Annotated in this window: 33 protein-coding genes; 32 read left to right on the plus strand and 1 reads right to left on the minus strand. The window is 66.5% G+C overall.

The window, feature by feature from the left end:
• Positions 1-169 precede the first annotated feature (169 nt).
• The 29 genes from WI26_RS01655 to tatC all read left to right on the plus strand — a co-directional run bounded on the left by WI26_RS01655 (position 170) and on the right by tatC (position 21,606).
• Positions 170-1,306: an FAD-dependent oxidoreductase gene (locus tag WI26_RS01655; RefSeq protein WP_069225052.1), complete on the plus strand. Its 1,137-nt coding sequence runs from the start codon at positions 170-172 to the stop codon at positions 1,304-1,306.
• Between the two features lie 32 nt (positions 1,307-1,338).
• A complete protein-coding gene (gene thiS, locus WI26_RS01660; protein ID WP_014898319.1) occupies positions 1,339-1,536 on the plus strand; it encodes a sulfur carrier protein ThiS in 198 nt (65 codons plus the stop codon).
• 39 nt (positions 1,537-1,575) lie between these two features.
• Entirely contained in the window at positions 1,576-2,391 is an 816-nt protein-coding gene (locus WI26_RS01665) for a thiazole synthase (protein ID WP_059536948.1), read from the plus strand.
• Positions 2,388-3,512 carry a thiamine phosphate synthase gene (thiE, locus tag WI26_RS01670; RefSeq protein ID WP_069225053.1) on the plus strand — a complete coding sequence of 375 codons (1,125 nt, stop codon included), beginning with the start codon at positions 2,388-2,390 and terminating at the stop codon, positions 3,510-3,512. The genes WI26_RS01665 and thiE overlap by 4 nt, the downstream gene beginning before the upstream one ends.
• Before the next feature lie 84 nt (positions 3,513-3,596).
• Positions 3,597-4,418 carry an ABC transporter ATP-binding protein gene (locus WI26_RS01675; protein ID WP_059467856.1) on the plus strand — a complete coding sequence of 274 codons (822 nt, stop codon included), beginning with the start codon at positions 3,597-3,599 and terminating at the stop codon, positions 4,416-4,418.
• Positions 4,415-5,182 carry a lipid asymmetry maintenance ABC transporter permease subunit MlaE gene (gene mlaE / locus WI26_RS01680; RefSeq protein WP_059449820.1) on the plus strand — a complete coding sequence of 256 codons (768 nt, stop codon included), beginning with the start codon at positions 4,415-4,417 and terminating at the stop codon, positions 5,180-5,182. The genes WI26_RS01675 and mlaE overlap by 4 nt, the downstream gene beginning before the upstream one ends.
• Before the next feature lie 24 nt (positions 5,183-5,206).
• Positions 5,207-5,767, plus strand: coding sequence for an outer membrane lipid asymmetry maintenance protein MlaD (gene mlaD / locus WI26_RS01685; protein WP_069225054.1), 561 nt, complete (start codon positions 5,207-5,209; stop codon positions 5,765-5,767).
• 32 nt (positions 5,768-5,799) lie between these two features.
• Entirely contained in the window at positions 5,800-6,765 is a 966-nt protein-coding gene (locus WI26_RS01690) for a VacJ family lipoprotein (RefSeq protein WP_059467877.1), read from the plus strand.
• Between the two features lie 110 nt (positions 6,766-6,875).
• The gene (locus tag WI26_RS01695) at positions 6,876-7,505 is read left to right on the plus strand and encodes an MlaC/ttg2D family ABC transporter substrate-binding protein (RefSeq protein ID WP_069226330.1); all 630 of its coding nucleotides are present in this window, start codon (positions 6,876-6,878) and stop codon (positions 7,503-7,505) included.
• A complete protein-coding gene (locus WI26_RS01700; RefSeq protein ID WP_059467858.1) occupies positions 7,502-7,777 on the plus strand; it encodes an STAS domain-containing protein in 276 nt (91 codons plus the stop codon). Before WI26_RS01695 ends, WI26_RS01700 begins: the two co-directional genes overlap by 4 nt.
• 192 nt (positions 7,778-7,969) lie before the next feature.
• Entirely contained in the window at positions 7,970-8,896 is a 927-nt protein-coding gene (locus tag WI26_RS01705) for an ABC transporter ATP-binding protein (protein WP_059467859.1), read from the plus strand.
• Positions 8,893-9,648 carry an ABC transporter permease gene (locus WI26_RS01710; RefSeq protein ID WP_059467860.1) on the plus strand — a complete coding sequence of 252 codons (756 nt, stop codon included), beginning with the start codon at positions 8,893-8,895 and terminating at the stop codon, positions 9,646-9,648. Before WI26_RS01705 ends, WI26_RS01710 begins: the two co-directional genes overlap by 4 nt.
• 50 nt (positions 9,649-9,698) lie before the next feature.
• Positions 9,699-9,938, plus strand: a complete 240-nt coding sequence (locus WI26_RS01715) for a BolA family protein (protein ID WP_006477131.1) — start codon at positions 9,699-9,701, stop codon at positions 9,936-9,938.
• A 13-nt stretch (positions 9,939-9,951) separates the two neighbouring features.
• A complete protein-coding gene (murA, locus tag WI26_RS01720; protein WP_069225055.1) occupies positions 9,952-11,301 on the plus strand; it encodes a UDP-N-acetylglucosamine 1-carboxyvinyltransferase in 1,350 nt (449 codons plus the stop codon).
• On the plus strand, positions 11,298-11,951 hold the full coding sequence (gene hisG, locus WI26_RS01725; protein WP_006751807.1) for an ATP phosphoribosyltransferase: 654 nt from the start codon (positions 11,298-11,300) through the stop codon (positions 11,949-11,951). Before murA ends, hisG begins: the two co-directional genes overlap by 4 nt.
• 24 nt (positions 11,952-11,975) lie before the next feature.
• The gene (gene hisD / locus WI26_RS01730; protein WP_059449814.1) at positions 11,976-13,292 is read left to right on the plus strand and encodes a histidinol dehydrogenase; all 1,317 of its coding nucleotides are present in this window, start codon (positions 11,976-11,978) and stop codon (positions 13,290-13,292) included.
• A 119-nt stretch (positions 13,293-13,411) separates the two neighbouring features.
• Positions 13,412-14,485: a histidinol-phosphate transaminase gene (gene hisC, locus WI26_RS01735; protein WP_059467863.1), complete on the plus strand. Its 1,074-nt coding sequence runs from the start codon at positions 13,412-13,414 to the stop codon at positions 14,483-14,485.
• 65 nt (positions 14,486-14,550) lie between these two features.
• Positions 14,551-15,138 carry an imidazoleglycerol-phosphate dehydratase HisB gene (gene hisB / locus WI26_RS01740; protein WP_006751804.1) on the plus strand — a complete coding sequence of 196 codons (588 nt, stop codon included), beginning with the start codon at positions 14,551-14,553 and terminating at the stop codon, positions 15,136-15,138.
• 61 nt (positions 15,139-15,199) lie between these two features.
• Positions 15,200-15,820: a MarC family protein gene (locus WI26_RS01745; RefSeq protein WP_059449812.1), complete on the plus strand. Its 621-nt coding sequence runs from the start codon at positions 15,200-15,202 to the stop codon at positions 15,818-15,820.
• Positions 15,817-16,458 carry an imidazole glycerol phosphate synthase subunit HisH gene (gene hisH, locus WI26_RS01750; RefSeq protein ID WP_059449811.1) on the plus strand — a complete coding sequence of 214 codons (642 nt, stop codon included), beginning with the start codon at positions 15,817-15,819 and terminating at the stop codon, positions 16,456-16,458. Before WI26_RS01745 ends, hisH begins: the two co-directional genes overlap by 4 nt.
• Positions 16,459-16,621: 163 nt before the next feature.
• Positions 16,622-17,377: a 1-(5-phosphoribosyl)-5-[(5-phosphoribosylamino)methylideneamino]imidazole-4-carboxamide isomerase gene (gene hisA, locus WI26_RS01755; RefSeq protein ID WP_059467864.1), complete on the plus strand. Its 756-nt coding sequence runs from the start codon at positions 16,622-16,624 to the stop codon at positions 17,375-17,377.
• Between the two features lie 106 nt (positions 17,378-17,483).
• Complete coding sequence (gene hisF / locus WI26_RS01760) at positions 17,484-18,257, plus strand: imidazole glycerol phosphate synthase subunit HisF (protein WP_059536943.1); 774 nt, start codon at positions 17,484-17,486, stop codon at positions 18,255-18,257.
• A complete protein-coding gene (gene hisI, locus WI26_RS01765) occupies positions 18,257-18,673 on the plus strand; it encodes a phosphoribosyl-AMP cyclohydrolase (RefSeq protein WP_059593709.1) in 417 nt (138 codons plus the stop codon). The genes hisF and hisI overlap by 1 nt, the downstream gene beginning before the upstream one ends.
• Entirely contained in the window at positions 18,670-19,035 is a 366-nt protein-coding gene (locus WI26_RS01770; RefSeq protein WP_059449808.1) for a phosphoribosyl-ATP diphosphatase, read from the plus strand. The genes hisI and WI26_RS01770 overlap by 4 nt, the downstream gene beginning before the upstream one ends.
• A gap of 71 nt (positions 19,036-19,106) precedes the next feature.
• Positions 19,107-19,499: a DUF4870 family protein gene (locus WI26_RS01775; RefSeq protein WP_059449807.1), complete on the plus strand. Its 393-nt coding sequence runs from the start codon at positions 19,107-19,109 to the stop codon at positions 19,497-19,499.
• Positions 19,500-19,530: 31 nt separating this feature from the next.
• On the plus strand, positions 19,531-19,896 hold the full coding sequence (locus WI26_RS01780) for a histidine triad nucleotide-binding protein (RefSeq protein ID WP_059467866.1): 366 nt from the start codon (positions 19,531-19,533) through the stop codon (positions 19,894-19,896).
• Positions 19,897-19,989: 93 nt separating this feature from the next.
• Positions 19,990-20,220, plus strand: coding sequence for a Sec-independent protein translocase subunit TatA (tatA, locus tag WI26_RS01785; RefSeq protein WP_034209780.1), 231 nt, complete (start codon positions 19,990-19,992; stop codon positions 20,218-20,220).
• A 28-nt stretch (positions 20,221-20,248) separates the two neighbouring features.
• Entirely contained in the window at positions 20,249-20,779 is a 531-nt protein-coding gene (gene tatB, locus WI26_RS01790; RefSeq protein WP_059467867.1) for a Sec-independent protein translocase protein TatB, read from the plus strand.
• Between the two features lie 41 nt (positions 20,780-20,820).
• Positions 20,821-21,606 (plus strand): twin-arginine translocase subunit TatC, encoded by a 786-nt coding sequence (gene tatC / locus WI26_RS01795; protein WP_059467868.1) that lies wholly within the window; start codon positions 20,821-20,823, stop codon positions 21,604-21,606.
• 225 nt (positions 21,607-21,831) lie between these two features.
• On the opposite strand, the gene WI26_RS01800 is transcribed toward tatC, so the two are convergent.
• Positions 21,832-23,037 (minus strand): Do family serine endopeptidase, encoded by a 1,206-nt coding sequence (locus tag WI26_RS01800; RefSeq protein ID WP_059467869.1) that lies wholly within the window; start codon positions 23,035-23,037, stop codon positions 21,832-21,834.
• Between the two features lie 21 nt (positions 23,038-23,058).
• Here WI26_RS01800 and WI26_RS01805 point away from each other — a divergent pair, with 21 nt between their 5' ends.
• The 3 genes from WI26_RS01805 to WI26_RS01815 all read left to right on the plus strand — a co-directional run bounded on the left by WI26_RS01805 (position 23,059) and on the right by WI26_RS01815 (position 26,026).
• On the plus strand, positions 23,059-23,805 hold the full coding sequence (locus WI26_RS01805) for a Nif3-like dinuclear metal center hexameric protein (protein WP_060189211.1): 747 nt from the start codon (positions 23,059-23,061) through the stop codon (positions 23,803-23,805).
• A 218-nt stretch (positions 23,806-24,023) separates the two neighbouring features.
• On the plus strand, positions 24,024-24,644 hold the full coding sequence (gene petA / locus WI26_RS01810) for a ubiquinol-cytochrome c reductase iron-sulfur subunit (RefSeq protein ID WP_009691892.1): 621 nt from the start codon (positions 24,024-24,026) through the stop codon (positions 24,642-24,644).
• Positions 24,644-26,026 carry a cytochrome b gene (locus WI26_RS01815; protein WP_059467871.1) on the plus strand — a complete coding sequence of 461 codons (1,383 nt, stop codon included), beginning with the start codon at positions 24,644-24,646 and terminating at the stop codon, positions 26,024-26,026. The genes petA and WI26_RS01815 overlap by 1 nt, the downstream gene beginning before the upstream one ends.
• Positions 26,027-26,034: the final 8 nt, after the last annotated feature.

Raw genomic sequence — 26,034 nt, forward strand, 5'->3', positions numbered from 1 at the left:
TTTCGTCCTTTTGGGTACGCGCGCTGCGCGTTACGGAAGGAATGATGACCGCTCAATCTTCAGTCTTTTGCGCTGTTCCCGATCCGCTGTCGCGTGCGTCCGCACGGGGCGCTGCGCGTGCGTCGACATCCGTCGCACGCGTCGGCGCGGTTCGCGGGGAGGGCGCGCGATGAACCTCCACGCTTCCCGGCCGGATTTCGCGGTACTCGGCGGCGGCCTCGTCGGCCGCCTGATTGCCTGGCGGCTGGCGGGCGACGGGCATCGCGTCGCGCTCTACGAACGCGGCGGCCCGGATGGCGAGCAGTCGGCCGCGTGGGTCGCGGCCGCGATGCTCGCGCCGCTCGCCGAGGCGGCGAGCGCGGAGCTGCTGATCACCGAGCTCGGCGCCGCATCGCTCGCGCGCTGGCCGCAATGGCTCGCGGAACTGCCCGAACCGGTGTTCTTCCAGCAGCACGGCACGCTCGTCGTCTGGCATCACGCGGATCGCGCCGAGGCGCCGTTGTTCGAGCGTCGCGTGCGTGCGAACGCGCCGGTCGAGCTTTTCGACGGGGGCTTCGTCGCATTGGCCGGCGCGCAGGTCGACACGGCCGAGCCTGCGCTCGCGGGGCGCTTCGCGCGCGGCCTGATGCTGCCGCGCGAAGGGCAGCTCGACAACCGGCAGGCGCTGCGCGCAATCGCGGCGGGCCTCACGCAACGCGGCGTCGAACTGCACTGGCACGCGACGATCGACGACGCGAACCGGCCCGACGCGCATTTCACGATCGATTGCCGCGGGCTCGGTGCGAAATCCGTGCTGCCCGCGCTGCGCGGCATCCGCGGCGAAGTCGCGCGCGTGCGCGCGCCGGGCATCGGGCTTACGCGGCCCGTGCGATTGCTGCATCCGCGCTATCCGCTGTACATCGCGCCGAAACAGGACGACCTGTATGTGATCGGCGCGACCGAAGTGGAGGGCGAGGACTTGTCGCCCGTCAGCGTGCGCTCGGCGCTCGAACTGCTGAGCGCGGCGTTTTCCGTGCACCCGGCGTTCGGCGAGGCGCGCATCCTCGAACTGAACGCGCAATGCCGCCCGACGCTGCCCGATCATCGCCCGGCGGTGATCTGGGACGGCGCGACGACGCTGGCCGTCAACGGCCTGTACCGGCACGGCTTCATGATCGCGCCGGAAGTCGCGCATGCGGCGGTCGCGTTCGCGCAAGCCGCGCTCGGCGGCGAGTTCGCCGATGCCGACGCGTTCGCCGCGTGGCGCGATGCCGCGCGCTGGCCGACGCTCCTTCATCACCGCGACGACGCGCGCCAGCCGGCCTGACGCGCGCCGCCGACCGAATTCGATCAAGCCTCATGGATATCCAGATCAACCAACAGACGCTGACGCTGCCCGACGGCGCGACGGTGGCCGACGCGCTCGCCGCGTATGGCGCGCGTCCGCCGTACGCGGTCGCGCTGAACGGCAATTTCGTCGCGCGCACGCAGCATGCGGCGCGCGCGCTCGCGACGGGCGACAAGCTCGACGTCGTGCACCCCGTCGCGGGCGGCTGAGCGCCGCCGGTTCGCCCTCCGCCCTTCCAGGAAAACGACATGACGTCCATCACTTCCGCCGACGCGCTGACGCTGTACGGCGAAACCTTCGCAAGCCGTGTGCTGCTCGGCACGTCGCGCTACCCGTCGCTGCAGTCGCTGTCCGATTCGATCGCCGCGTCGCGCCCCGGGATGGTGACGGTCGCGCTGCGCCGTCAGATGACCGGCGGCACCGCCGAGGCCGGCTTCTTCGACCTGCTCAAGCGTCACGCGGTGCCGCTGCTACCGAACACGGCCGGCTGCCAAACCGTTGCCGAGGCGGTGACGACCGCGCACATGGCGCGCGAGGTATTCGAAACCGACTGGATCAAGCTCGAGCTGATCGGCGACGACTACACGCTGCAGCCCGACCCGGTCGGACTGATCGAGGCGGCCGCGCAACTGGTCAAGGACGGCTTCAAGGTGCTGCCGTATTGCACCGAGGATCTCGTGATCGGCCGGCGCCTGCTCGATGTCGGCTGCGAGGCGTTGATGCCGTGGGGCGCGCCGATCGGCACCGGCAAGGGCGTCGTGAATCCTTACGGACTGCGCGTGCTGCGCGAGCGGCTGCCGGACGTGCCGTTGATCGTCGACGCCGGGCTTGGTGTGCCGTCGCACGCGTGCCAGGTGATGGAGTGGGGTTTCGACGGCGTGCTGCTGAACACGGCCGTGTCGCAGGCCACGCATCCGGAAATCATGGCGCGTGCGTTCGCGCAAGGCGTCGAGGCCGGCCGTGCGGCCTATCTCGCCGGCCCGATGGATGCGCGTGAGACCGCGCACGCGAGCACGCCGGTCGTCGGGATGCCGTTCTGGCACCAGGACGGAGGCGGCGCATGAGCGTGCGCTTCGCCGATGCTTTCTGGCCGCCGGCCGACGAGCTGGCCGAAGCGGCCGAGCGGATTCGGGCCCGTCTGGGCGACTGGCCGACCGGCACGACGCCGTGGCGGCTGTGCGTCGCGGCACCCGACGTGCCGGCCGCTGGCGACGTGCTGATCGTGTCGGCCGGCGATCGTGCCGCGCAGGCGCGCGCGTCGGCGGCATCGCGCCCCGCGTCGCCGGACGCGGTTGCAATCGAATTCGACGAGCGCGGCGCGGCGCTGCATGCCGCGGGCGCGCGCTACGCGCTGGAAGCCGCGCATCCGCTCCCAGACGACTGGATCGCGGCGCTCGCGGCGTTCCTCGATTGCGGTTTCGAGCCGATCGACGCGCTGGTGCTCTCGCTTGCGTGGCGGGACGGCGACGAAGCGCGCGGTGCCGACGCGTGGCCGGTCGAGACCGCGCGATTCCCGCGCGTCGCGGGCCTCCCGGCCGCGCCCGAGCCCGCATTCCCGCCGTGCCCGCCGCGGTTGGGCCTCTATCCGGTCGTCCCCGATGCCGGATGGGTGGAACGCGTGCTCGACTGCGGCGCGCGAACCGTGCAACTGCGCGTGAAAGGCGCGACCCCGGACGCGTTGCGCCGCGAAATCGCGCGCGCGGTCGCGGCAGGGCGCCGCTATCCCGATGCACGCGTGTTCATCAACGATCACTGGCAGATCGCGATAGAAGAAGGTGCGTACGGCGTACATCTGGGTCAGGAGGATCTGGAAACGGCAGATTTGGCCGCGATCGCGCGCGGCGGCTTGCGGCTCGGTCTGTCGAGTCACGGTTATTACGAGATGTTGCGCGCGTTGCACGAGCGCCCGAGCTATCTGGCGCTGGGTCCCGTGTATGCAACCGCGACCAAGGCAGTCGCGGCGCCGCCGCAAGGCCTCGCGCGGATTGCGCGCTATGCGCGCTTCGCGGGCGCGCGGGCGCCGCTCGTCGCGATCGGCGGCGTGGGGCTCGACGCGTTGCCGGACGTCCTGGCGACGGGCGTGGGTAGCGTCGCGGTGGTCAGTGCGGTCACGGGCGCAGACGATTATCGGGCGGCGATTGTTGCGTTGCAGCAATGTTTTGCCCGACAATTTGACAATCATTGACCGCAGGGTCCGGAACGGCGTCACGACATCATTCCAATGCAGGCCCTATAATTTGGCGTTCTGCGTATAAGGACTGTCAGCTCCGTGAGCCCCACTCCTACCGAGACACTGCTGGAACTTCGCGACGTCGACTTTGGCTACGGCGACCGCCTCGTCCTGTCGAACCTGAACATGCGCTTCGGGCGCGGCCAGGTCGTCGCTGTCATGGGCGGGTCGGGTTGCGGCAAGACGACCGTGCTGCGTCTGATCGGCGGCTTGGTGCGCGCGCGTCGCGGCCAGGTGATGTTCGACGGCGCCGACGTCGGCGCGCAGACGCGCGACGGCCTGTACGCGCTGCGCCGCAAGATGGGCATGCTGTTCCAGTTCGGCGCGCTGTTCACCGACATGTCGGTGTTCGAGAACGTCGCGTTCGCGCTGCGCGAGCACACGGACCTGCCCGAAGACCTGATCCGCGACCTGGTGCTGATGAAGCTCAACGCGGTCGGCCTGCGCGGCGCGCGCGACCTGATGCCGTCCGAGGTGTCCGGCGGGATGGCGCGCCGCATCGCGCTCGCGCGCGCGATCGCGCTCGACCCGCAACTCATCATGTACGACGAACCGTTCGCGGGCCTCGATCCGATCTCGCTCGGCATCACGGCGAACCTGATCCGCACGCTGAACGAGGCGCTCGGCGCGACGTCGATCCTCGTCACGCACGACGTGCCCGAATCGTTCGCGATCGCCGACTACGTGTACTTTCTGGCCAATGGCGGCGTGCTCGCGCAGGGTACGCCCGACGAGCTGCGCGCGTCGACCGACCCGAGCGTGCGCCAGTTCATCGACGGCGCGCCGGACGGCCCGTTCAAATTTCATTACACGAGCCCGCCGCTGGCTGCGGATTTCGGGCTCGGCGGAGGGCGCGCATGATCAGCGCGATCGGACGTTACGTCATCGGCGGCCTCGAACGCGCGGGCTACGGCACGCGGCTGTTCGTGCGCCTCGTGCTGGAATTCTTCCCGCTGCTGCGCCGGCCGCGGCTCGTCACGAAGCAGATCCACTTCCTCGGCAACTATTCGTTCGTGATCATTGCCGTGTCGGGCCTGTTCGTCGGCTTCGTGCTAGGCCTGCAGGGCTATTACACGCTGAATCGCTACGGGTCCGAGCAGGCGCTCGGCCTGCTGGTCGCGCTGTCGCTGGTGCGCGAGCTCGGCCCGGTCGTGACCGCGCTGCTGTTCGCGGGCCGCGCCGGCACGTCGCTCACGGCCGAGATCGGCCTGATGAAGGCCGGCGAGCAGCTCACCGCACTCGAGATGATGGCCGTCGACCCGATCAAGACGGTGATCGCGCCGCGCCTGTGGGCCGGCATCATCGCGATGCCGCTGCTTGCCGCGATCTTCAACGCGGTCGGCGTGCTCGGCGGATATTTCGTCGGGGTCGTGCTGATCGGCGTCGATCCGGGCGCGTTCTGGTCGCAGATGCAGGGCGGGGTCGAGGTGTGGGCCGACGTCGGCAACGGCGTGATCAAGAGCATCGTGTTCGGGTTCGCCGTGACCTTCATTGCACTGTTTCAGGGGTATGAAGCGAAGCCCACGCCCGAGGGCGTGTCGCGCGCGACGACCAAGACGGTCGTGTTCGCGTCGCTCGCCGTACTCGGCCTCGATTTCCTGCTGACCGCGCTGATGTTCAGCTAAGCCTCAGCCAAGCCAAATTTTGGGATGACGATGAAAAAGACTGCTCTAGACTTCTGGGTCGGCCTGTTCGTGGTGGTGGGCTTCCTTGCGGTGCTGTTCCTGGCGCTCAAGGTCGGCAACATGAGCTCGCTGTCGTTTCAGCCGACCTACTCGGTGAGGATGAAGTTCGACAACATCGGCGGGCTGAAGCCGCGCGCCGCCGTGAAGAGCGCGGGCGTCGTGGTCGGCCGCGTGAAGGCGATCGGCTTCGATACGAACACCTATCAGGCGGTCGTCACGATCGACGTCGACGGCCAGTACCAGTTTCCGAAGGATTCGTCTGCGAAGATCCTGACGTCCGGCCTGCTCGGCGAGCAGTACATCGGCCTCGATCCGGGCGGCGACACCGAAATGCTGAAGTCGGGCGATACGATCACGATGACGCAGTCGGCGATCGTGCTCGAGAATCTGATCGGCCAGTTCCTGTACAGCAAGGCGGCCGACGCGGGCGGCGCGAAGCCTGCAGCCGGCGCATCCGCGGCGCCGGCCGCACCGGCGCCAGTGGCGGTGCCGGCGTCCGCGGTGTCCGGTTCGGCGGCCCAATAACCACACGAGAGAAAGACAAGAGGGTAATGACCATGCAGACGATCCGCATCAGGCACGCCGCGCTCGCGGTGGCGGCAGTCGCCGCGTTGAGCGGTTGCGCGACCGTGCAGACGCCGACCAAGGGCGATCCGCTCGAAGGTTTCAACCGGACGATGTACAAGTTCAACGACACGGTCGACACGTACGCGCTGAAACCGGTCGCGAAGGGCTACCAGTACGTGGTGCCGCAGCCAGTGCGCGACAGCGTGACGAACTTCTTCTCGAACATCGGCGACGTCTACATCGCCGCGAACAACATCGTGCAGTTGCGAATCGCGGACGGCGTCGGCGACATCATGCGCGTGGTAATCAACACGGTGTTCGGCGTCGGCGGCCTGTTCGACGTCGCGACGATCGCGAAACTGCCGAAGCACACGGCCGACTTCGGGATCACGATGGGCCGCTACGGCATGCCGTCGGGCCCGTATCTCGTGCTGCCGCTGCTGGGCCCGAGCACGTTGCGCGACACGGCCGGCCTCGGCGTCGACTACGTGGGCAATCCGCTCACCTACGTGAAGCCGGACGGCCTGAGCTGGGGCCTGTTCGGCGTGAACCTCGTCAACACGCGTGCGAACCTGCTCGGCGCGGGCGACGTGCTGGATGCCGCGGCGCTCGACAAGTATTCGTTCGTGCGCAACGCTTACCTGCAGCGCCGCCAGATGCTGATCGACAACGCGCGCGGCGAGGCCTCGACGGCGTCGAGCAACGATGCGCTGCCGAAATACGACCTGCCGGACGACGGCGCGGCACCGGCGGCAGCCGGCGCGGCCGGAACGGCGGGCGCGGCGGCAGTCGGTGGCGCGACGGCACCGGCCGGCGCATCGGGCGCGGCCGTTGCCGCACCGGCGTCGGGCAGTGCAGAAGCACCGAACCCGGCCAGCGCGACGAACGTGCCGGCAATGCAGATGACGCCGCCCGCACCGGGCGGGATTCGTTTCCCGAGCATCAAGCTGCACTGACTGACTTACATTCGTTACAGCCGGAAACGATTCAGTCGGTAGCGCACGCGAACTTGCGCGTAAGCTACCGGCTCCAACCTTCGCATCGACTCTTCATGCAGGTCACTATGATGAAAAAACTGTTCCTGATCCCCGTTTTCGCGGCGCTGTTCTCGTTCGGCAGCGCAGCTCACGCGCAAGTCGACCAGTCGAACCCGCAGGCGCTGATCAAGACGGCGACGCAGCAGGTCCTCGATGAGGTCAAGCAGCAGACGATCAAGCAGGGCGACACCAACCGCATCATTACGATCGTCAACAAGGACATCCTGCCGTACACCGATTTCCGCCGCACCACGCAGCTCGCGATGGGGCGCAACTGGCGCGCGGCATCGGCCGAGCAGCAGCAACAGGTTCAGGAGCAGTTCAAGCTGCTGCTGATCCGCACGTATTCGGGCGCGCTCGCGCAGCTGAAGCCGGACCAGCAGATCCAGTACCCGCCGTTCCGCGCGGATCCGGCCGACACCGACGTGGTCGTGAAAACGGTCGCGATGAACAACGGCCAACCGGTCCAGATCGACTATCGCTTGTACAAAACGGCGAACGGCTGGAAGGTGTATGACCTGAACGTGCTCGGCGCATGGCTGATCCAGACGTACCAGCAGCAGTTCAACGAGAAGATCCAGCAAAGCGGCGTGGACGGCCTGATCCAGTTCCTCACGCAGCGCAACCAGCAACTCGCCGCCGGCAAGCAGGCGTCGTGAGCGGCTTCGAAGCAGGTTCTTCGCTGACCGTCGCGAGCGCGAAATCCGCGCTCGCGGACGGTCTCGCGCGCATCGGCGCCGGCGCGACCGCCGTCGATTGCGCGGCGCTGACGCAGTTCGATTCGTCCGCGCTCGCCGTGCTGCTCGCATGGCAACGTGCCGCCAAAGCGCGCGGCGCGACCCTCGACATCCTCAATCTCCCGCAGAAGCTCGCCAGCCTCGCGCGCGCCTACGGCGTCGACGCGCTCATCGACGGCACCGGGCGACATTGACCCTGTCCGACCGAAGCTTGCCGCGCCAGCCGGCGCGCGCACGCTTCAGGCCGCGCGCCTCCTGCGCCGGCCCCACCAGCCGGTTTGCCCTATAATCAAGCGTTTTGCGGGGCTGCCAATCGGCGTCCGGCCCCCATTTTCTTTCGCAGCAAGCACAGAATAGGCGTCGCGGTCCTTGCGCCGCGCACAGTCATGTCAGCCATAGAAATCCGTCACGTCAAGAAGCGCTACAAATCGCTTCAGGCGCTCAAGGGCGTCAGCCTGTCGGTCGAGGAAGGCGAGTTTTTCGGTCTGCTCGGCCCGAACGGCGCAGGCAAGACCACGCTCATCAGTATCCTCGCCGGGCTCGCCCGGGCCGATGAAGGCAGTATCTCGGTGCGCGGCCACGACGTCGTCAAGGACTTCCGTAATGCGCGCCGCGCGCTCGGCGTCGTGCCACAGGAGCTCGTGTTCGACCCGTTCTTCACCGTCCGTGAGACGCTGCGGATCCAGTCCGGCTATTTCGGGCTGCGCCGCAACGACGACTGGATCGACGAAGTGATGGCCAATCTCGACCTCACCGAGAAGGCCGACGCGAACATGCGCGCGCTGTCGGGCGGGATGAAGCGCCGCGTGCTGGTCGCGCAGGCGCTCGTGCACCGGCCGCCCGTGATCGTGCTCGACGAGCCGACCGCCGGTGTCGACGTCGAACTTCGCCAGACGCTGTGGCAGTTCATCTCGCGGCTGAACCGCGAGGGCCACACGATCGTCCTGACCACCCATTACCTTGAGGAAGCCGAGTCGCTGTGCGATCGGATCGCGATGCTCCGCCGCGGTGAAGTTGTCGCGCTCGACCGCACCGACGCGCTGCTGCGCCGCTTCGCCGGGCTGCAGCTGTACTTGCGGCTTGCGACCGGCGCGCTGCCGGCCGAGCTGCGCGGGCTGGAGACCGATCCGGCCGCGCGCGCGCCGGGCGAGCATCTGCTGCGCCTCGCGAGCTACGACGATGTCGAACGCATCCTCGCGCAGTGTCGCGCGGCGGGCTGCACGTTCGACGAGATCGAGGTCCGCAAGGCCGACCTCGAGGATGTGTTCGTCCAGGTGATGAACGGGGCCGAGGTGATCGAGGGATTGGCATGAGCGGTTTTCGTACCTTGTTCTACAAGGAACTCCTGCGTTTCTGGAAGGTGTCGTTCCAGACCGTGTGCGCGCCGATCGTGACGGCGCTGCTGTACCTGACGATCTTCGGCCATGCGCTCTCGGGCCGCGTCGAGGTGTATCCGGGCGTCGAGTACGTGAGCTTTCTCGTGCCGGGCCTCGTGATGATGAGCGTGCTGCAGAACGCATTCGCGAACAGCTCGTCGTCGCTGATCCAGTCGAAGATCACCGGCAACCTGGTGTTCGTGCTGCTGCCGCCGTTGTCCTACAAGGACATCTTCGGCGCGTACGTGCTCGCGTCCGTCGTGCGCGGGCTCGTGGTCGGCGCCGGCGTGTTCGTCGTGACGATCTGGTTTATCCCGATGCATTTTGCCGCGCCGGTGTTCATCATCGCGTTCGCGCTGCTCGGCTCGGCGATCCTCGGCACGCTCGGGCTGATCGCCGGGATCTGGGCCGAGAAGTTCGACCAGCTTGCCGCGTTCCAGAACTTCCTGATCATGCCGCTGACGTTTCTGTCCGGCGTGTTCTATTCGACGCACTCGCTGCCGCCCGTGTGGCGCGAGATCTCGCGTCTCAACCCGTTTTTCTACATGATCGACGGCTTCCGTTACGGGTTCTTCGGCGCGTCCGACATCAACCCGCTCGCGAGCCTCGCGATCGTCACCGGTTTCTTCGTGCTGCTCGCGGTGTTCGCGATGCGGCTGCTCGCAACCGGCTACAAACTGCGTCATTGATATCGACGGCGGCCGCCGCCACGGGCGGCGCGCGCCGACAGGAGCCCCTCATGTTGCCGACTCCCGAACAGGTCAAGCAATACATCGCCGGCGGTCTCGCCTGCACTCATCTGGAAGTCGAAGGCGACGGCCAGCATTTCTTCGCGACGATCGTGTCGGCGGCCTTCGAAGGCAAGCGGCCGATCCAGCGGCACCAGCTCGTTTATGCGGCGCTCGGCGATCGCATGAAGCAGGAAATTCACGCGCTCAGCATGAAGACGCTGACGCCCGCCGAATGGCAGAACGCATAACCGGAACCACTGAGTGCAAGTCACCGTCAACGAGCGCGACGCCGTCCAGAGCGTCGCCACGGCACACCCGGCCGCCAACGGGGAATCGCAGGGACATGGGATGGACAAGCTGGTGATCGAAGGCGGTCGCCGGCTGTCGGGCGAGATCGTCGTGTCGGGCGCGAAGAACGCCGCGCTGCCGATCCTGTGCGCGGGGCTGCTCAGCGCCGAGCCGGTCGAGCTCGACAACGTGCCGAACCTGAAGGACGTGCGTACCACGCTGAAGGTGCTGAACCAGATGGGCGTGAAGAGCGAAACGGACGGCTGCCGTGTGCAGCTCGACGCGTCGCGCGTCGACAACCTCGTCGCGCCGTACGAGCTCGTCAAGACGATGCGCGCGTCGATCCTCGTGCTCGGGCCGCTGCTCGCTCGCTTCGGCGAGGCGAAGGTGTCGCTGCCGGGCGGCTGCGCGATCGGCGCGCGGCCGGTCGACCAGCACATCAAGGGGCTGCAGGCGATGGGCGCCGAGATCAGCATCGAGCACGGCTTCATCGAGGCGCGCGCGAAGCGCCTGAAGGGCGCGCGCATCGTGACCGACATGATCACGGTGACGGGGACGGAAAACCTGCTGATGGCCGCGACGCTGGCCGATGGCGAGACGGTGATCGAGAACGCGGCGCGCGAGCCTGAAGTGAGCGATCTCGCACACTTGCTGGTCGCGATGGGCGCGAAAATCGACGGCATCGGCACCGACCGCCTCGTGATCCGGGGCGTCGAGCGGCTGCATGGCGCACGCCATTCGGTGATTCCCGACCGCATCGAGGCCGGCACGTTCCTGTGCGCGGTCGCGGCGGCGGGCGGCGACGTGATGCTGACGGGCGTGCGGCCGCACATCCTCGACGCGGTGATCGACAAGCTGCGCGAGGCCGGCGTGTCGATCGAGGAAGGCGACAGCTGGCTGCACGTGAAGATGGACCGCCGCCCGTCGGCGGTGACGATCCGCACGTCGGAATACCCGGCGTTCCCGACCGACATGCAGGCACAGTTCATGGCCCTCAATTCGGTCGCGACGGGCACCGCGCAGGTCGTCGAGACCATTTTCGAGAACCGCTTCATGCACGTGCAGGAACTGAACCGGCTCGGTGCGAACATCACGATCGACGGCAACACGGCGCTCGTGACCGGCGTCGACAAGCTGTCCGGCGCGAACGTGATGGCGACCGACCTGCGCGCGTCGGCGAGCCTCGTGATCGCCGGGCTGCGTGCCGAAGGCGAAACGCTCGTCGACCGCATCTATCACCTGGACCGCGGCTACGACCGCATGGAAACCAAACTGACCGCCGTCGGCGCGAACGTGCGCCGCCTCTCCGGGAGCCAAGCATGACCGCGCCGCTGACCCTCGCCCTGTCGAAGGGCCGCATTTTCGAGGAAACCCTGCCGCTGCTGGCGGCCGCCGGCGTGCAGGTGGCCGAGGATCCGGAAACGTCGCGCAAGCTGATCCTGCCGACGACCGATCCGAACCTGCGCGTGATCATCGTGCGCGCGAGCGACGTGCCGACCTACGTCGAATACGGCGCGGCCGATTTCGGCGTGGCCGGCAAGGACGTGCTGGTCGAACACGGGGGCTCGGGCCTGTATCAGCCGATCGATCTGAACATTGCACGCTGCCGGATGTCGGTGGCCGTGCCGGCCGGTTTCGACTACGCGAACGCGGTGCGCCAGGGCGCGCGCCTGCGGGTCGCGACCAAGTACGTCGAAACGGCACGCGAACACTTCGCCGCGAAGGGCGTGCACGTCGACCTGATCAAGCTGTACGGCTCGATGGAGCTGGCGCCGCTGGTCGGGCTGGCCGACGCGATCGTCGACCTCGTGAGCTCGGGCGGCACGCTGAAGGCGAACAATCTGGTCGAGGTCGAGGAGATCATGGCGATCTCGTCGCGCCTCGTCGTGAACCAGGCTGCGCTGAAGTTGAAGCGCGCGGCGCTCAAGCCGATTCTCGACGCGTTCGAACGCGCGTCGCAGAATGGCAATTGAGCGCATCACCGTAACGGAACTCTCATGGCCATCACCATCCGCAAACTCGATTCGACGAGCGACGGCTTCGACGCCGCGCTGCGTGCGCTGCTCGCGTTCGAGGCGAGTGAGGACGAAGCGATCGAGCAGTCGGTCGCGAAGATTCTCGCCGACGTGAAGTCGCGCGGCGACGCCGCGGTGCTCGAGTACACGAACCGCTTCGACCGGCTGGACGCGAGCAGCGTCGCCGCGCTCGAACTGCCGCAGGACGCGCTGCAGGCGGCGCTCGACGGCCTCGCGCCGAAGGCGCGCGCGGCGCTCGAAGCTGCCGCAGCGCGTGTGCGTGCGTACCACGAGAAACAGAAGATCGAGTGCGGCACCCATAGCTGGCAGTACACGGAAAGCGACGGCACGGTGCTCGGCCAGAAGATCACGCCGCTCGACCGCGTCGGCCTGTACGTGCCGGGCGGCAAGGCCGCCTATCCGTCGTCCGTGCTGATGAACGCGATTCCCGCGCGCGTCGCGGGCGTCGGCGAGATCGTGATGGTCGTACCGACCCCGGACGGCGTGAAGAACGACCTCGTGCTCGCCGCGGCGCTGCTCGGCGGCGTCGATCGCGTGTTTACGATCGGCGGCGCGCAGGCGGTCGGTGCGCTCGCGTACGGCACGGCCACGGTGCCGGCGGTCGACAAGATCTGCGGGCCCGGCAACGCGTACGTCGCGTCGGCGAAGCGCCGCGTGTTCGGCACGGTCGGCATCGACATGATCGCCGGCCCGTCGGAAATCCTCGTGCTGTGCGACGGCACGACCGATCCGAGCTGGGTTGCGATGGACCTGTTCTCGCAGGCCGAGCACGACGAGCTCGCGCAGTCGATCCTGCTGTGCCCGGACGCCGCGTTTCTCGAGCGCGTCGAGAAGGCGATCGACGAACTGCTGCCGACGATGCCTCGCCAGGACGTGATCCGCGCGTCGCTGGAAGGTCGCGGCGCGCTGATCAAGGTGCGCGACATGGCCGAAGCGTGCCGGATCGCGAACGACATCGCGCCGGAGCACCTCGAGATTTCAGCGCTGGAGCCGCAGCAATGGGGCCAGCAGATCCGCCACGCCGGCGCCATCTTCCTCGGCCGCTACACGAGCGAAAGCCTGGGCGACTACTGCGCGGGCCCGAACCACGTGCTGCCGACGTCGCGCACCGCGCGCTTCTCGTCGCCGCTCGGCGTGTATGACTTCATCAAGCGTTCGAGCCTGATCGAGGTCAGCGCCGAAGGCGCGCAGACGCTGGGCGAGATCGCCTCCGAGCTCGCATACGGCGAGGGGCTGCAGGCGCACGCGCGCAGCGCCGAGCTCCGGATGAAGGGATGACGCGCGCCGGAGCCGATGCTGGCGCAGCGGTTCCGGTCGACGAGGAGACGCAGTGCAGGGCGGCAGCCGCCGCCTTGCCGACCATTTGACGCCGGTGCGACGCACGCCGGCTTGACACCATGACGACGCCACAAGACATCATCCGCCGCGACGTGCTCGCGATGACGAGCTACCCGGTGCCCGACGCGAGCGGCTTCGTGAAGCTCGACGCGATGGAGAACCCGTATTCGCTGCCGGCGCCGCTCGCGGCGGCGCTCGGCGAACGCCTCGCGCAGGTCGCGCTGAACCGCTACCCGGCGCCGCGCCCGGGCGCGCTGCTCGACAAGCTGCGCCGTGCGATGGGCGTGCCGGCCGCTTGCGACGTGCTGCTTGGCAACGGCTCGGACGAAATCATCAGCATGATGTCGGTGGCATGTGCGAAGCCGGGTGCGAAGGTGCTCGCAGCGGTGCCGGGCTTCGTGATGTACGAACTGTCGGCGAAGTTCGCGCAGCTTGAATTCGTCGGCGTGCCGCTGAAGGCCGACCTGACGCTCGACGCCGACGCGATGATCGCGGCGATTGCCGAGCACCGGCCCGCGCTCGTCTATCTCGCGTATCCGAACAACCCGACCGGCACGCTGTACGACGAAGCCGACGTCGAGCGGATCATCGCGGCCGCGCAGCACAGCCTGATCGTGATCGACGAGGCGTACCAGCCGTTCGCGGAGCGCTCGTGGCTGCCGCGTGCCGCGGAGTTCGACAACGTCGTCGTGATGCGCACTGTGTCGAAGCTCGGCCTCGCGGGAATCCGCCTGGGCTATCTCGCCGGGCTGCCGGCGTGGCTGACCGAGTTCGACAAGGTGCGCCCGCCGTACAACATCAACGTGCTGACCCAGGCGACCGCCGATTTCCTGCTCGACCACCTCGACGTGCTCGACGCGCAGGCGGCCGAACTGCGCGCGGAACGTACGCGTCTCGCGCAGGCCGTGGCCGCGCTGCCGGGCACGACGGTGTTCCCGAGCGCCGGCAATTTCCTGCTGGTGCGCGTGCCGGACGCGGCGGCCGTGTTCGATGCGCTGCTCACGGAGCGGGTGCTGGTCAAAAACGTGAGTAAAATGCATCCGTTGCTGGCCGAATGCGTGCGGCTGACCGTCGGTTCTCCCGACGAAAACGCGCGCCTGCTGGCTGCCTTGAAACTCGCGCTGCCCGATTGAGCCAAGGGCGCGGCGGCGCGCGACGATCAATCCCCATTTACATCAGACTCATTCAAGGAATTGCCATGCGTGTGGCGGAAGTCGTTCGCAATACCAGCGAAACGCAGATCCGTGTGAAGCTCGATCTCGACGGGACGGGCCGGCAGAAGCTGGCCACCGGCGTGCCGTTTCTCGACCATATGCTCGATCAGATCGCGCGACATGGTCTGATCGATCTCGAGGTCGAAGCGCATGGCGATACGCATATCGACGACCACCATACGGTCGAGGACGTCGGCATCACGCTCGGTCAGGCCGTCGCGAAGGCGATCGGCGACAAGAAGGGCATTCGCCGCTACGGCCATTCGTACGTGCCGCTCGACGAGGCGCTGTCGCGCGTCGTGATCGACTTCTCGGGCCGGCCGGGTCTCGAATTCCACGTGCCGTTCACGCGTGCGCGGATCGGCACGTTCGACGTCGACCTGTCCATCGAATTCTTCCGCGGATTCGTGAACCACGCGGGCGTGACGCTGCACATCGACAACCTGCGCGGGATCAACGCGCACCACCAGCTCGAAACGGTGTTCAAGGCCTTCGGCCGGGCGCTGCGTGCGGCGGTGGAGCTCGACGAGCGCGCGGCGGGGCAGATCCCGTCGACCAAGGGCAGCCTCTGACTGCCGAACGTACAGGACGCCAACGACACCTCACGGCTTCGGCGCGGCGCGCCGGCTTGCGATGGATCTGCTCAAATCGTTCATTTCGCTGCTGGCGCTGATCAACCCGATCGGCGCGGTGCCGTTTTTCCTGAGCCTCACGGCGCAGCAGTCGGACATCGAGCGGCGCCGCACGATCCGGATCGCGTCGGTGTCGGTATTCTGCGTGATGACGGTGACGGCGCTGCTCGGGCAGCAGATCATCGACTTCTTCGGTATTTCGGTCGGCTCCCTTGAAGTGGGCGGCGGGATCATCATGTTGCTGATGGCGATCAACATGCTGAACGCGCAGATCGGCAACACGCGATCGACCCCGGAAGAGCGCGACGAGGCCGAGCTGAAGGACAACATCGCGGTCGTGCCGCTGGCGATTCCGTTGCTCACGGGCCCCGGCTCGATCAGCACGGTGATCATCTATGCGGCGAACTCGCGTCACTGGTATGAGCGAGCCGGGCTCGTCGCGATCGGCGCGGTCCTGGCTCTGCTGTGTTTCTTCGCGATGCGGCTTGCCGAGCCGATCGCGAACTGGATCGGCCGCACCGGCATCAACATCGCCACGCGGCTGATGGGTTTGATGCTGTCGGCGCTGGCGGTGGAATTCATCGTCAATGGACTGAGGGCGCTACTGCCTGCACTGAGATGAAAACTTCGATTGCGATTGTGGATTATGGGATGGGCAACCTGCGCTCGGTCGCGCAGGCGCTCAAGAAGGCCGAACCGGCCGCCGATGTGGCGATCGTCGATACGCCGGCCGCGATTCGCGCGGCCGACCGCGTCGTGCTGCCCGGCCAGGGCGCGATGCCCGACTGCATGCGCTGCCTCGGCGAATCGGGGCTGCAGGAAGCGGTGATCGAGGCGTCGCGCACGAAGCCGCTGCTCGGCGTGTGCGTCGGCGAGCAGATGCTGTTCGACTGGAGCGCGGAAGGCGACACGAAGGGTCTGGGCCTCCTGCCCGGCAAGGTCGTGCGTTTCGAGCTCGACGGCCAACTGCAGGACGACGGCTCGCGCTTCAAGGTGCCGCAGATGGGCTGGAACCGCGTGCGCCAGTCGCAGCCGCACCCGCTGTGGGACGGCGTGCCCGACGACGCGTATTTCTACTTCGTGCACAGCTATTACGTGCGCCCGGACAACCCGGCGCACACGGTCGGCGAGACGGCATACGGCGCGCCGTTTACGTCCGCGGTCGCGCGGGACAACCTCTTCGCGACCCAATTCCACCCCGAGAAAAGCGCGGAGGTCGGGTTGCGTCTGTATCGCAACTTCGTACACTGGAAACCGTGAACGTCGCGCGCGTGCCACAGTCGGCGGGCCGGAAAGGCCCGTCGCGCCGGGCTCGCGCGCCTATGCGCCGAAAGAGTTGTACTAAACTAGCGAGACGGCGCGGTACCGGTTTGGCCGGTACGCGCCGGATTCTTTTCATTTTCCACGACGACACCCGATTGCTATGTTGCTGATTCCGGCCATCGATCTCAAAGACGGTCAGTGTGTGCGCCTTAAACAGGGCGATATGGACCAGGCCACGATTTTCTCCGAGGACCCGGCGGCGATGGCCCGCAAGTGGGTCGATCTCGGCGCCCGGCGGCTGCATCTGGTCGACCTGAACGGCGCGTTCGCCGGCAAGCCGAAGAATCTCGACGCGATCGAAGCGATCCTCGACGAAGTCGGCGACGAAATTCCCGTGCAACTCGGCGGCGGCATCCGCAGCCTCGAGACGATCGAGAAGTATCTCGATGCCGGCCTGTCGTACGTGATCATCGGCACTGCGGCCGTGAAGGATCCGGGCTTCCTGCAGGACGCGTGCACCGCGTTCGCGGGCAACATCATCGTCGGGCTGGACGCGAAGGACGGCAAGGTCGCAACCGACGGCTGGAGCAAGCTGACGGGCCATGAGGTGATCGATCTCGCACGCAAGTTCGAGGACTACGGCGTCGAATCGATCGTCTACACGGACATCGGCCGCGACGGGATGCTGCAGGGCATCAACATCGAAGCGACCGTGAAGCTCGCACAGGCGGTCGGCATTCCGGTGATCGCAAGCGGCGGCCTGTCGAACCTCACCGACATCGAGCACCTCTGCGAAGTGGAGGAACACGGCGTCGAAGGCGTGATCTGCGGCCGTGCGATCTACTCCGGCGACCTCGATTTCGCGGCCGCGCAAAAACGCGCGGACGAACTGAACGGCGAACTCGACGACGCCTGAGCGCGTTCGTTCCGTTCGCCGGGGCCGCCAGCAGGCGGCCCCGACCGGATGCCTCGCGCGAGGCGTCCGTAACCGGCCGTCCCATCGCGGCATTTGGCGCAACATCATGGCTCTAGCTAAACGCATCATCCCCTGCCTGGACGTGACTGCCGGGCGTGTCGTCAAGGGCGTCAACTTCGTCGAACTGCGCGATGCCGGCGACCCCGTCGAGATCGCCCGCCGTTACGACGACCAGGGCGCCGACGAACTGACATTCCTCGACATCACCGCGACCTCCGACCAGCGTGACCTGATCCTGCCGATCATCGAAGCCGTCGCGTCGCAGGTCTTCATTCCGCTGACCGTCGGCGGCGGCGTGCGCGCCGTCGAGGACGTGCGGCGCCTGCTGAACGCCGGCGCGGACAAGGTCAGCATGAATTCGTCGGCGGTCGCGAACCCGCAACTCGTGCGCGACGCGGCCGACAAGTACGGCTCGCAGTGCATCGTCGTCGCGATCGACGCGAAGCGCGTGTCGGCGGACGGCGAGGCGCCGCGCTGGGAAGTCTTCACGCACGGCGGCCGCAAGGGCACGGGTCTCGACGCGATCGAATGGGCGCGCAAGATGGCCGAGCTTGGCGCGGGCGAGATCCTGCTCACGAGCATGGACCGCGACGGCACGAAGTCCGGCTTCGACCTCGCGCTCACGCGCGGCGTGTCGGACGCGGTGCCGGTGCCGGTGATCGCATCGGGCGGCGTGGGCTCGCTGCAGGACCTCGCGGACGGCATCAAGGAGGGCCGCGCCGACGCGGTGCTGGCCGCCAGCATCTTCCACTACGGCGAGCACACGGTCGGCGAGGCGAAGCGCTTCATGGCCGACCAGGGCATCCCGGTGAGGCTGTGATGAATACGGAAACGAAATCCCTGCCCGCGTGGCTCGACAAGGTCCGCTGGGACGACAACGGCCTCGTGCCGGTGATCGCGCAGGAAGCGTCGACGAACGACGTGCTGATGTTCGCGTGGATGAATCGCGAGGCGCTGGCGAAGACGGTCGAGACGCAGCGCGCGGTCTACTATTCGCGCTCGCGCAAGCGTCTCTGGTTCAAGGGCGAGGAGTCGGGCCACGTGCAGCACGTGCACGAGGTGCGGCTCGACTGCGACGAGGACGTCGTGCTGCTGAAGGTCGAGCAGGTGTCGGGCATCGCATGCCACACCGGCCGGCATTCGTGCTTCTTCCAGAAATTCGAAGGTACGGTGGACAGCGGCGATTGGGTCGCGGTCGATCCGGTGCTGAAAGACCCCGAACATATCTACAAATGACGCAATCGACCGAAGACACGCTGCTGCGCCTCGCGGCCGTGATCGATAGCCGCAAGGGCGGCGACCCCGAACAATCGTACGTATCGCGCCTGTTCCACAAGGGCGACGACGCGGTGCTGAAGAAGATCGGCGAAGAGGCGACCGAAGTCGTGCTGGCCGCGAAGGACGTGCGCCAGGGCGGCGCGCCGACGGCGCTGGTCGGCGAGGTGGCCGATCTGTGGTTCCACTGCCTCGTGATGCTGTCGCATTTCGACCTGAGCCCGGCCGACGTGATCGCCGAACTCGAGCGCCGCGAAGGGCTGTCGGGCATCGAGGAAAAGGCGCTGCGCAAGCGCCGCGAGCGCGAGCAAAACGGCGGGTGACGATGCGCGGCCTGCCGCGCCGACGCCAGTGCGGTAAGCTGTAAGAATTGTCATCTAACGGGGGTAGCATCATGACCGATACGCCGAGCCAGTTTCCGACACCGTCGGTGCCGGGCGCAGCGGACGCCGAGCGACTGAAAGGTCTGCGCACGTTGACGCACGTGTTGTACGGCCTTTATGCGATTCATTGGCTCACGGGCGGCGTCACCGGGATCATCGCGATCATCATCAACTACGTGAAGCGCGACGACGTGGCCGGCACGCCGTACGCCGACCATTTCGAGTGGCAGATCCGCACGTTCTGGCGTGCGCTGATCGCCTACGTGATCGGCTTCGCGCTGATGTTCGTGGTGGTGGGGTTCGTCGTCATGTTTGTCACATGGATCTGGACGCTATACCGTATCATCAAGGGTTGGCTGTACCTGAACGACAACAAGACGCTCGATCCGCAGGCCTGGTTCTGACCGGCGTGCGCGGGCGTTTCGCAGGAGCAACATGAGTCACGATCCGAATTGCCTGTTCTGCAAGATCGCGGCGGGCGAGATCCCGAGCACGAAGGTGCACGAGGACGATGAATTCGTCGCGTTCCGCGACATCCGCCCGGCGGCCGAGACGCACGTGCTCGTGATTCCGCGCCGGCATCTGCCGACGCTGTCGGCCGCGACCGACGACGATGCGCCGATGCTCGGCCGGCTGATGTTGCTGGTCGCGCGCCTGGCCGACCAGCTCGGCGTCGCGTACACGGGTGGCGAAACCGGTTTTCGCACGGTGGTCAACACGGGCCCCGGCGGCGGGCAGGAGGTCTACCACCTGCACGCGCATATCCTGGCCGGCCCGCGCCCGTGGCTGCGGATGGGTTGACGTGGCGGGGCGTTTCCCCGCATCGATAGTCGAAGCCGGCGTGCCGCCGGCGATTTGCGCCGCGACGCGGCGTGGTTGAGGAGAGGTTTCATCATGGGTGGATTGAGCATTTGGCACTGGCTGATCGTGCTGCTGATCGTCGCGCTGGTTTTCGGTACGAAGAAGCTGCGCAACATCGGCAACGACCTCGGCAGCGCCGTGAAGGGTTTCAAGGACGGCATGAAGGAAGGCGAGACGCCGGCCGACGCGCAGCAACTGCCGCGTTCGGGTACGGTCGACGTCAACGCGAAGGAAACGACGCGTTCCGATTCGAACAAGGCGTAACCCGCCGGCACGCTGACAGGCATTCGCGATGCTGGATCTCGGTCTTTCGAAGATGGCGCTGATCGGCGTCGTCGCGCTCGTGGTGCTCGGCCCCGAGCGCCTGCCGCGCGTCGCGCGCACGGCCGGCGCATTGTTCGGCCGCGCGCAGCGGTACATCAACGACGTGAAGGCCGAGGTCTCGCGCGAAATCGAGCTCGACGCGCTGCGGACGATGAAGACCGATTTCGAGGCGGCCGCGCGCAATGTCGAGACGACGATTCACGACAACCTGCGCGAGCACGAGAAGGAACTGAACGACACGTGGAATTCCGCGGTCGGCGGTCTCGGCGAAGGCTCGGTCGATGCCGGCACGTACGGCTCCGACGCGCCCGCTGCGCCGTCGTGGCGCGGCAGCACGGCCGCGCTCGCGCCGAAGCGTCGCAACTGGCGTGTGAAACAGGCGGCGACGCCTGTCTGGTACAAGCGCGCGACGACCCGCCGCACACACGTGCAGTCGGGCGCCGCGCGAGTCGCGCGCCACCAGCCGGCCAGCCTGCGCCGGCCGACGCGCTTCTTCTGAGCCGAGCGTATGCTCGCTCGTCAATCCTACCGAGGGCCGGTGTGAGCGACCCCCAGCAGAATCCGGGCGACGCCCCGGAAGAAACCTTCATCTCCCATCTCGTCGAGCTTCGCGACCGCATCATTCGCGCGGGGCTGGCCGTGATCGTCGTGTTCCTCGGGCTCGTGTACTGGGCGCCCGACATCTTCCGGCTGCTCGCGCGGCCGCTGATGGAAAACCTGCCGAAGGGCGGCAGGATGATCGTGACCGACGTCACCGGCTCGTTCTTCGTGCCGATGAAGGTCACGATGCTCGTTGCGCTCGTGATCGCGCTGCCGGTCGTGCTGTACCAGATCTGGGCGTTCGTCGCGCCGGGGCTGTATCAGCATGAGAAGAAGCTCGTCGCGCCGCTCGTGGGCAGCAGCTATTTCCTGTTCCTCTGCGGGATGGCGTTCGCGTACTTCCTCGTGTTCCCGACGATCTTCCGTGTGATGGCGCACTACAACGCGCCGCTCGGGGCGGAGATGTCGACCGACATCGACAACTATCTGAGCTTCGTGCTCGGGATGTTCATCGCGTTCGGCGTGACGTTCGAGGTACCGATCATCGTGGTGCTGCTCGTCCGGATGGGCGTGCTGTCGCTGAAGAAGCTGAAGGAGATGCGGCCTTACGTGATCGTCGGCGCGTTCATCGTCGCGGCGGTCGTCACGCCGCCAGACGTGTTCTCGCAACTGATGCTCGCGCTGCCGCTCGTCGTGCTGTTCGAGGTCGGGCTGCTCGCCGCGCGATTCTTCGTGCCGAAGGCGACGGAAGAACCGGAGGCGGAGAACAACGGCGCCGCCGGGTAACGAAAGCGCCGTGCACGTGGGCCGGCATGACGGCCGCCTGCGGTATCACCTCTTCGCGCCGGTGACGCGGGGCTGGCGGCAGCAAGGTACAAACGGTGAGGTCGAACGCCGGCTTCACCGCGATGGAAAGAATCTTCGCCATAAAGCAAATGGGCAGCCGATCGGCTGCCCATTTGCGTTTTCGGCGTGGCCGGCGGGCGAAGCCGCCGCGCTGCCGGCCAAGGGTTACTCGGAGTCGCTGTCCTGCTCGTCGAGCGTCTGTTTCGGCGGCGGCGGGCGCTTGCCGATCACCACGCTCACGTCGAACTCCTTGCCCTTGCGCACGACGTGAACCTTGGTTGGCGTGCCCGGCTTGATCTGCGCGACGGTGTTCAGCAGCTTCGTCGTATCGGTGATTTCATCGCCGTTCACGCTGACCAGGATGTCGCCCGGCTTGATGCCAGCCTTGTCGGCCGGACCGCCCTGCAGCACGCCCGCGACGATCGCGCCGGACTTCTGCTGGAGCCCGAACGACTCGGCGATTTCCGGTGTGACGTCCTGCGGCTCGACGCCGATCCAGCCGCGCGTGACCGAGCCCGTCGTGATGATGCTCTCGAGCACGGTGCGCGCGGTCGACACGGGGATCGCGAAGCCGATGCCGAGCGAGCCGCCCGAGCGGGAGTAGATCGCCGTGTTGATGCCGAGCAGGTTGCCGTTCACGTCGACCAGCGCGCCGCCCGAATTGCCGGGGTTGATCGGTGCGTCGGTCTGGATGAAGTTTTCGAACGTGTTGATGCCGAGGTGATTGCGGCCGAGCGCACTGATGATCCCCATCGTGACCGTCTGGCCGACACCGAACGGGTTGCCGATCGCGAGCACGACGTCGCCGACCCGCGACTGATCGGAACGGCCGAGCGTGATCGTCGGCAGGTTCGTCATGTTGATCTTCAGCACGGCGAGATCGGTTTCCGGATCGCTGCCGATCACCTTCGCGGTGGCCGTGCGGCCGTCGGCGAGCGCGACTTCGATCTGGTCGGCGCCGTCCACGACGTGCTGGTTCGTTAGAATGTAACCTTCAGGGCTCACGATAACGCCGGAGCCGAGGTTGGCCGCCGGTTCGTCCTGCTGCTTGCGGGCGTTGCGGTCGCCGAAGAAGTAGCGGAACAACGGATCCTTCGCGCGCGGATCGGGCGGCAGCGAGCCGTCCTTGCTGGAGAATACGTTGACGACGGCGGGCATCGCCTTTTGTGCGGCTTCCGCGTAAGACGTGGTCGCCGGTGCGCCGCCGATGCCCGGCGCGACTTCCCGCAGCGCGACGATCGGCGTGGCGAGCTGCTTGCCGAGCTGTCCTTGCCGTTGCAGCCATTGCGGCTTGAGCGTCACGACGATGAACATCAGCGCGAGCAGTACGGTGACCGCCTGCGCGAAGAACAGCCAGAAGCGTCTAAGCATCTGAATGGATTAGAGGTTTATATGGATCGGATCGAACTTGAATTGTACTTGAACAATACCCTTGAAACCGCGCGCTTCAAGGACTATTGCCCGAATGGCCTCCAGGTCGAGGGCCGCCGCAAGATCGAGAAGATCGCTACCGGCGTGACTGCGTCGGTCGCGTTCCTCGAAGCCGCGCTCGAATGGGGGGCGGATGCGGTGCTCGTCCATCACGGCTATTTCTGGCGCAACGAGGCGCCGCAGATCACGGGCCGCAAGTACCGGCGCCTGAAGCTGCTGCTCGCGAACGACCTGAACCTGTTCGCGTTCCATCTGCCGCTCGACGCGCATCCCGAGTTCGGCAACAACGCGCAGCTTGGCCAGAAGCTCGGCCTGATCGGTGAACAGCGCTTCGGCGACGGCGACCTCGGCTGGATGGCCACGCTGCCGATGCCCGTCACGCTCGAGCACTTCGTCGCGAAGGTCGAACGTACGCTCGGCCGCACGCCGCTCGTGCTCGGTGATCAGGAGATGCAGTTGCGCCGCATCGCGTGGTGCACGGGCGCCGCGCAGAGCTACTTCGATGCCGCGATCGACGCCGGCGCCGACGTGTTCCTGACCGGCGAAGTGTCGGAATCCGTCACGCATGCGTCGGCCGAGAGCGGCGTCGCGTTCGTTGCGGCAGGGCACCATGCGACCGAACGCTACGGAATCCAGGCGCTTGGCGCCCATTTATCCGAAGAATTCGATATCGAACACCTTTTTATCGATATTCATAATCCGGTCTGAGCGACGGATTTGCGGCGGCGCATCCAGATTTCACAATGTAGCGAATGCTTAAAAGTGAAATGATTTAATCGCTCCGATAGTGCGGGGAAACCCTTAACTATCAACTACTTCGAAGGGATTTTCACCTCCGGGCCTTGTAAATGGCGACTCCATTCGCGCAAACTAGCGGCGGAATGAAAAGTCGTGACGGAAAATCCAACTCAGAAGTGGGGCGTGTGATGCGAGACAAGGAAGAGAAACGCGTCGACAGCGGCCGCCGTACCTGGCTGATTGCGACATCCGTAGCAGGTGGCGTGGGAGGCGTAGCCACCGTCATACCTTTCGCGGCGTCGCTTGCGCCGTCCGCGAAAGCGAAAGCGGCCGGCGCTCCGGTCGAGGTCGACATCAGCGGCCTGAAGCCCGGCGAGATGGTCACCGTGCCGTGGCGTGGCAAGCCGGTCTGGATCCTGAACCGCACCGACGACATGCTGGCCGACGTCGTCAAGGCCGACAAGGAAGTCGCCGATCCGACCACGAAATCCCCGTATTCGATGCCGCTGCCCGCGTATTGCGCGAACGAATATCGCTCGCGGGCCGATCGCAAGAACATTCTCGTCGTGATGGCCGTGTGTACGCACCTCGGCTGCACGCCTAGCCAACGCTTCACGCCGGGTCCGCAGCCGAACCTGCCGGACGACTGGCCGGGCGGTTTCCTGTGCCCGTGCCATGGTTCGACCTACGACCTCGCCGGCCGCGTGTTCAAGAACAAGCCGGCGCCTCAGAATCTCGACATCCCGCCCTACATGTTCACGTCGGCGACGACCCTCGTGATCGGCAAGGACGAGAAAGGAGAAGCGTGATGGCTGCCGACAACAAAGAAGTCTCCACGACAGGTCTCACCGGCTGGATCGATCAGCGCTTTCCGCTCACGTCCACCTGGAAGAAGCACGTTTCCGAGTACTACGCGCCGAAGAACTTCAACTTCTGGTACTTCTTCGGCTCGCTCGCGCTGCTCGTGCTCGTCAACCAGATCGTCACGGGCATCTTCCTGACGATGAACTACAAGCCCGACTCGACGCTCGCGTTCGCGTCCGTCGAGTACATCATGCGCGAGGTGCCGTGGGGCTGGCTGATTCGCTACATGCACTCGACCGGTGCATCGATGTTCTTCATCGTCGTGTACCTGCACATGTTCCGCGGGCTGATGTACGGGTCGTACCGCAAGCCGCGCGAGCTCGTGTGGATCTTCGGTTGTGCGATCTTCCTGTGCCTGATGGCCGAGGCATTCTTCGGCTACCTGCTGCCGTGGGGCCAGATGTCGTTCTGGGGCGCGCAGGTGATCGTGAACCTGTTCTCGGCGATTCCGTTCGTCGGCCCGGACCTGTCGTTGTGGATCCGCGGCGACTACGTCGTGTCCGACGTCACGCTGAACCGCTTCTTCGCGTTCCACGTGATCGCGATTCCGCTCGTGCTGGTCGGCCTCGTCATCGCGCACCTCGTCGCGCTGCATGAAGTCGGGTCAAATAACCCGGACGGCATCGAGATCAAGGCGAAGAAGGATGCGAATGGCATTCCGCTCGACGGCATCCCGTTCCATCCGTACTACTCGGTGCACGATTTCTTCGGTGTCTGCGTGTTCCTGATGGTGTTCGCGCTGATCGTGTTCTTCGCGCCGGAGATGGGCGGGTACTTCCTCGAGTCGAACAACTTCGTCCCGGCGAACCCGCTGCAGACGCCGCCGGAGATCGCGCCGGTCTGGTACTTCACCGCGTTCTACGCGATGCTGCGTGCGACCACCGACCCGTTCAAGATCGTGCTGATGATCGTGATCGCGCTGCTCGGCGTGCTCGCGCTGATCCGCGCGCGCGGCAAGTGGAAGGTCGGCCTGCCGGTGCTGGCCGCGGCGATCGTCGTATTCATGTTCCTGACGGAATCGAAGTTCTGGGGCGTCGTCGTGATGGGTTCGGCGGTGATCACGCTGTTCTTCCTGCCGTGGCTCGACCGCAGCCCGGTGAAGTCGATTCGCTACCGGCCGCTGTTCCACAAGGTGTTCCTTGGGATCTTCGTCGCGGCGTTCCTGACCCTCGCGTTCCTCGGCACGCGGCCGCCGTCGCCGGCCGCGACGCTGATCGCGCAGGGCTGCGCGCTGATCTACTTCGCGTTCTTCCTCGGCATGCCCGTCTGGACGCCGCTTGGCACGTTCAAGCAGCCGCCGGAACGGGTGCGCTTCAAGCCCCATTAACGTGAGCG

The organism is Burkholderia diffusa, assembly GCF_001718315.1.
Lineage (GTDB): Bacteria > Pseudomonadota > Gammaproteobacteria > Burkholderiales > Burkholderiaceae > Burkholderia > Burkholderia diffusa_B.

Excerpts from the sequence above, each read along its gene's own strand:
- WI26_RS01770 (WP_059449808.1), top strand. The coding sequence starts at position 18,670 with ATGACGCAATCGACCGAAGACACGCTGCTGCGCCTCGCGGCCGTGATC.
- hisA (WP_059467864.1), top strand. The coding sequence starts at position 16,622 with ATGTTGCTGATTCCGGCCATCGATCTCAAAGACGGTCAGTGTGTGCGC.
- mlaD (WP_069225054.1), top strand. The coding sequence starts at position 5,207 with ATGACGATGAAAAAGACTGCTCTAGACTTCTGGGTCGGCCTGTTCGTG.
- WI26_RS01780 (WP_059467866.1), top strand. The coding sequence starts at position 19,531 with ATGAGTCACGATCCGAATTGCCTGTTCTGCAAGATCGCGGCGGGCGAG.
- WI26_RS01705 (WP_059467859.1), top strand. The coding sequence starts at position 7,970 with ATGTCAGCCATAGAAATCCGTCACGTCAAGAAGCGCTACAAATCGCTT.
- hisI (WP_059593709.1), top strand. The coding sequence starts at position 18,257 with ATGAATACGGAAACGAAATCCCTGCCCGCGTGGCTCGACAAGGTCCGC.
- thiS (WP_014898319.1), top strand. The coding sequence starts at position 1,339 with ATGGATATCCAGATCAACCAACAGACGCTGACGCTGCCCGACGGCGCG.
- hisG (WP_006751807.1), top strand. The coding sequence starts at position 11,298 with ATGACCGCGCCGCTGACCCTCGCCCTGTCGAAGGGCCGCATTTTCGAG.
- thiE (WP_069225053.1), top strand. The coding sequence starts at position 2,388 with ATGAGCGTGCGCTTCGCCGATGCTTTCTGGCCGCCGGCCGACGAGCTG.
- WI26_RS01695 (WP_069226330.1), top strand. The coding sequence starts at position 6,876 with ATGAAAAAACTGTTCCTGATCCCCGTTTTCGCGGCGCTGTTCTCGTTC.
- WI26_RS01715 (WP_006477131.1), top strand. The coding sequence starts at position 9,699 with ATGTTGCCGACTCCCGAACAGGTCAAGCAATACATCGCCGGCGGTCTC.
- WI26_RS01710 (WP_059467860.1), top strand. The coding sequence starts at position 8,893 with ATGAGCGGTTTTCGTACCTTGTTCTACAAGGAACTCCTGCGTTTCTGG.
- tatB (WP_059467867.1), top strand. The coding sequence starts at position 20,249 with ATGCTGGATCTCGGTCTTTCGAAGATGGCGCTGATCGGCGTCGTCGCG.
- WI26_RS01655 (WP_069225052.1), top strand. The coding sequence starts at position 170 with ATGAACCTCCACGCTTCCCGGCCGGATTTCGCGGTACTCGGCGGCGGC.
- WI26_RS01805 (WP_060189211.1), top strand. The coding sequence starts at position 23,059 with ATGGATCGGATCGAACTTGAATTGTACTTGAACAATACCCTTGAAACC.
- hisF (WP_059536943.1), top strand. The coding sequence starts at position 17,484 with ATGGCTCTAGCTAAACGCATCATCCCCTGCCTGGACGTGACTGCCGGG.
- WI26_RS01815 (WP_059467871.1), top strand. The coding sequence starts at position 24,644 with ATGGCTGCCGACAACAAAGAAGTCTCCACGACAGGTCTCACCGGCTGG.
- WI26_RS01775 (WP_059449807.1), top strand. The coding sequence starts at position 19,107 with ATGACCGATACGCCGAGCCAGTTTCCGACACCGTCGGTGCCGGGCGCA.
- WI26_RS01690 (WP_059467877.1), top strand. The coding sequence starts at position 5,800 with ATGCAGACGATCCGCATCAGGCACGCCGCGCTCGCGGTGGCGGCAGTC.
- hisH (WP_059449811.1), top strand. The coding sequence starts at position 15,817 with ATGAAAACTTCGATTGCGATTGTGGATTATGGGATGGGCAACCTGCGC.
- mlaE (WP_059449820.1), top strand. The coding sequence starts at position 4,415 with ATGATCAGCGCGATCGGACGTTACGTCATCGGCGGCCTCGAACGCGCG.
- hisC (WP_059467863.1), top strand. The coding sequence starts at position 13,412 with ATGACGACGCCACAAGACATCATCCGCCGCGACGTGCTCGCGATGACG.
- petA (WP_009691892.1), top strand. The coding sequence starts at position 24,024 with ATGCGAGACAAGGAAGAGAAACGCGTCGACAGCGGCCGCCGTACCTGG.
- hisB (WP_006751804.1), top strand. The coding sequence starts at position 14,551 with ATGCGTGTGGCGGAAGTCGTTCGCAATACCAGCGAAACGCAGATCCGT.
- WI26_RS01745 (WP_059449812.1), top strand. The coding sequence starts at position 15,200 with ATGGATCTGCTCAAATCGTTCATTTCGCTGCTGGCGCTGATCAACCCG.
- WI26_RS01800 (WP_059467869.1), bottom strand. The coding sequence starts at position 23,037 with ATGCTTAGACGCTTCTGGCTGTTCTTCGCGCAGGCGGTCACCGTACTG.
- hisD (WP_059449814.1), top strand. The coding sequence starts at position 11,976 with ATGGCCATCACCATCCGCAAACTCGATTCGACGAGCGACGGCTTCGAC.
- WI26_RS01665 (WP_059536948.1), top strand. The coding sequence starts at position 1,576 with ATGACGTCCATCACTTCCGCCGACGCGCTGACGCTGTACGGCGAAACC.
- tatA (WP_034209780.1), top strand. The coding sequence starts at position 19,990 with ATGGGTGGATTGAGCATTTGGCACTGGCTGATCGTGCTGCTGATCGTC.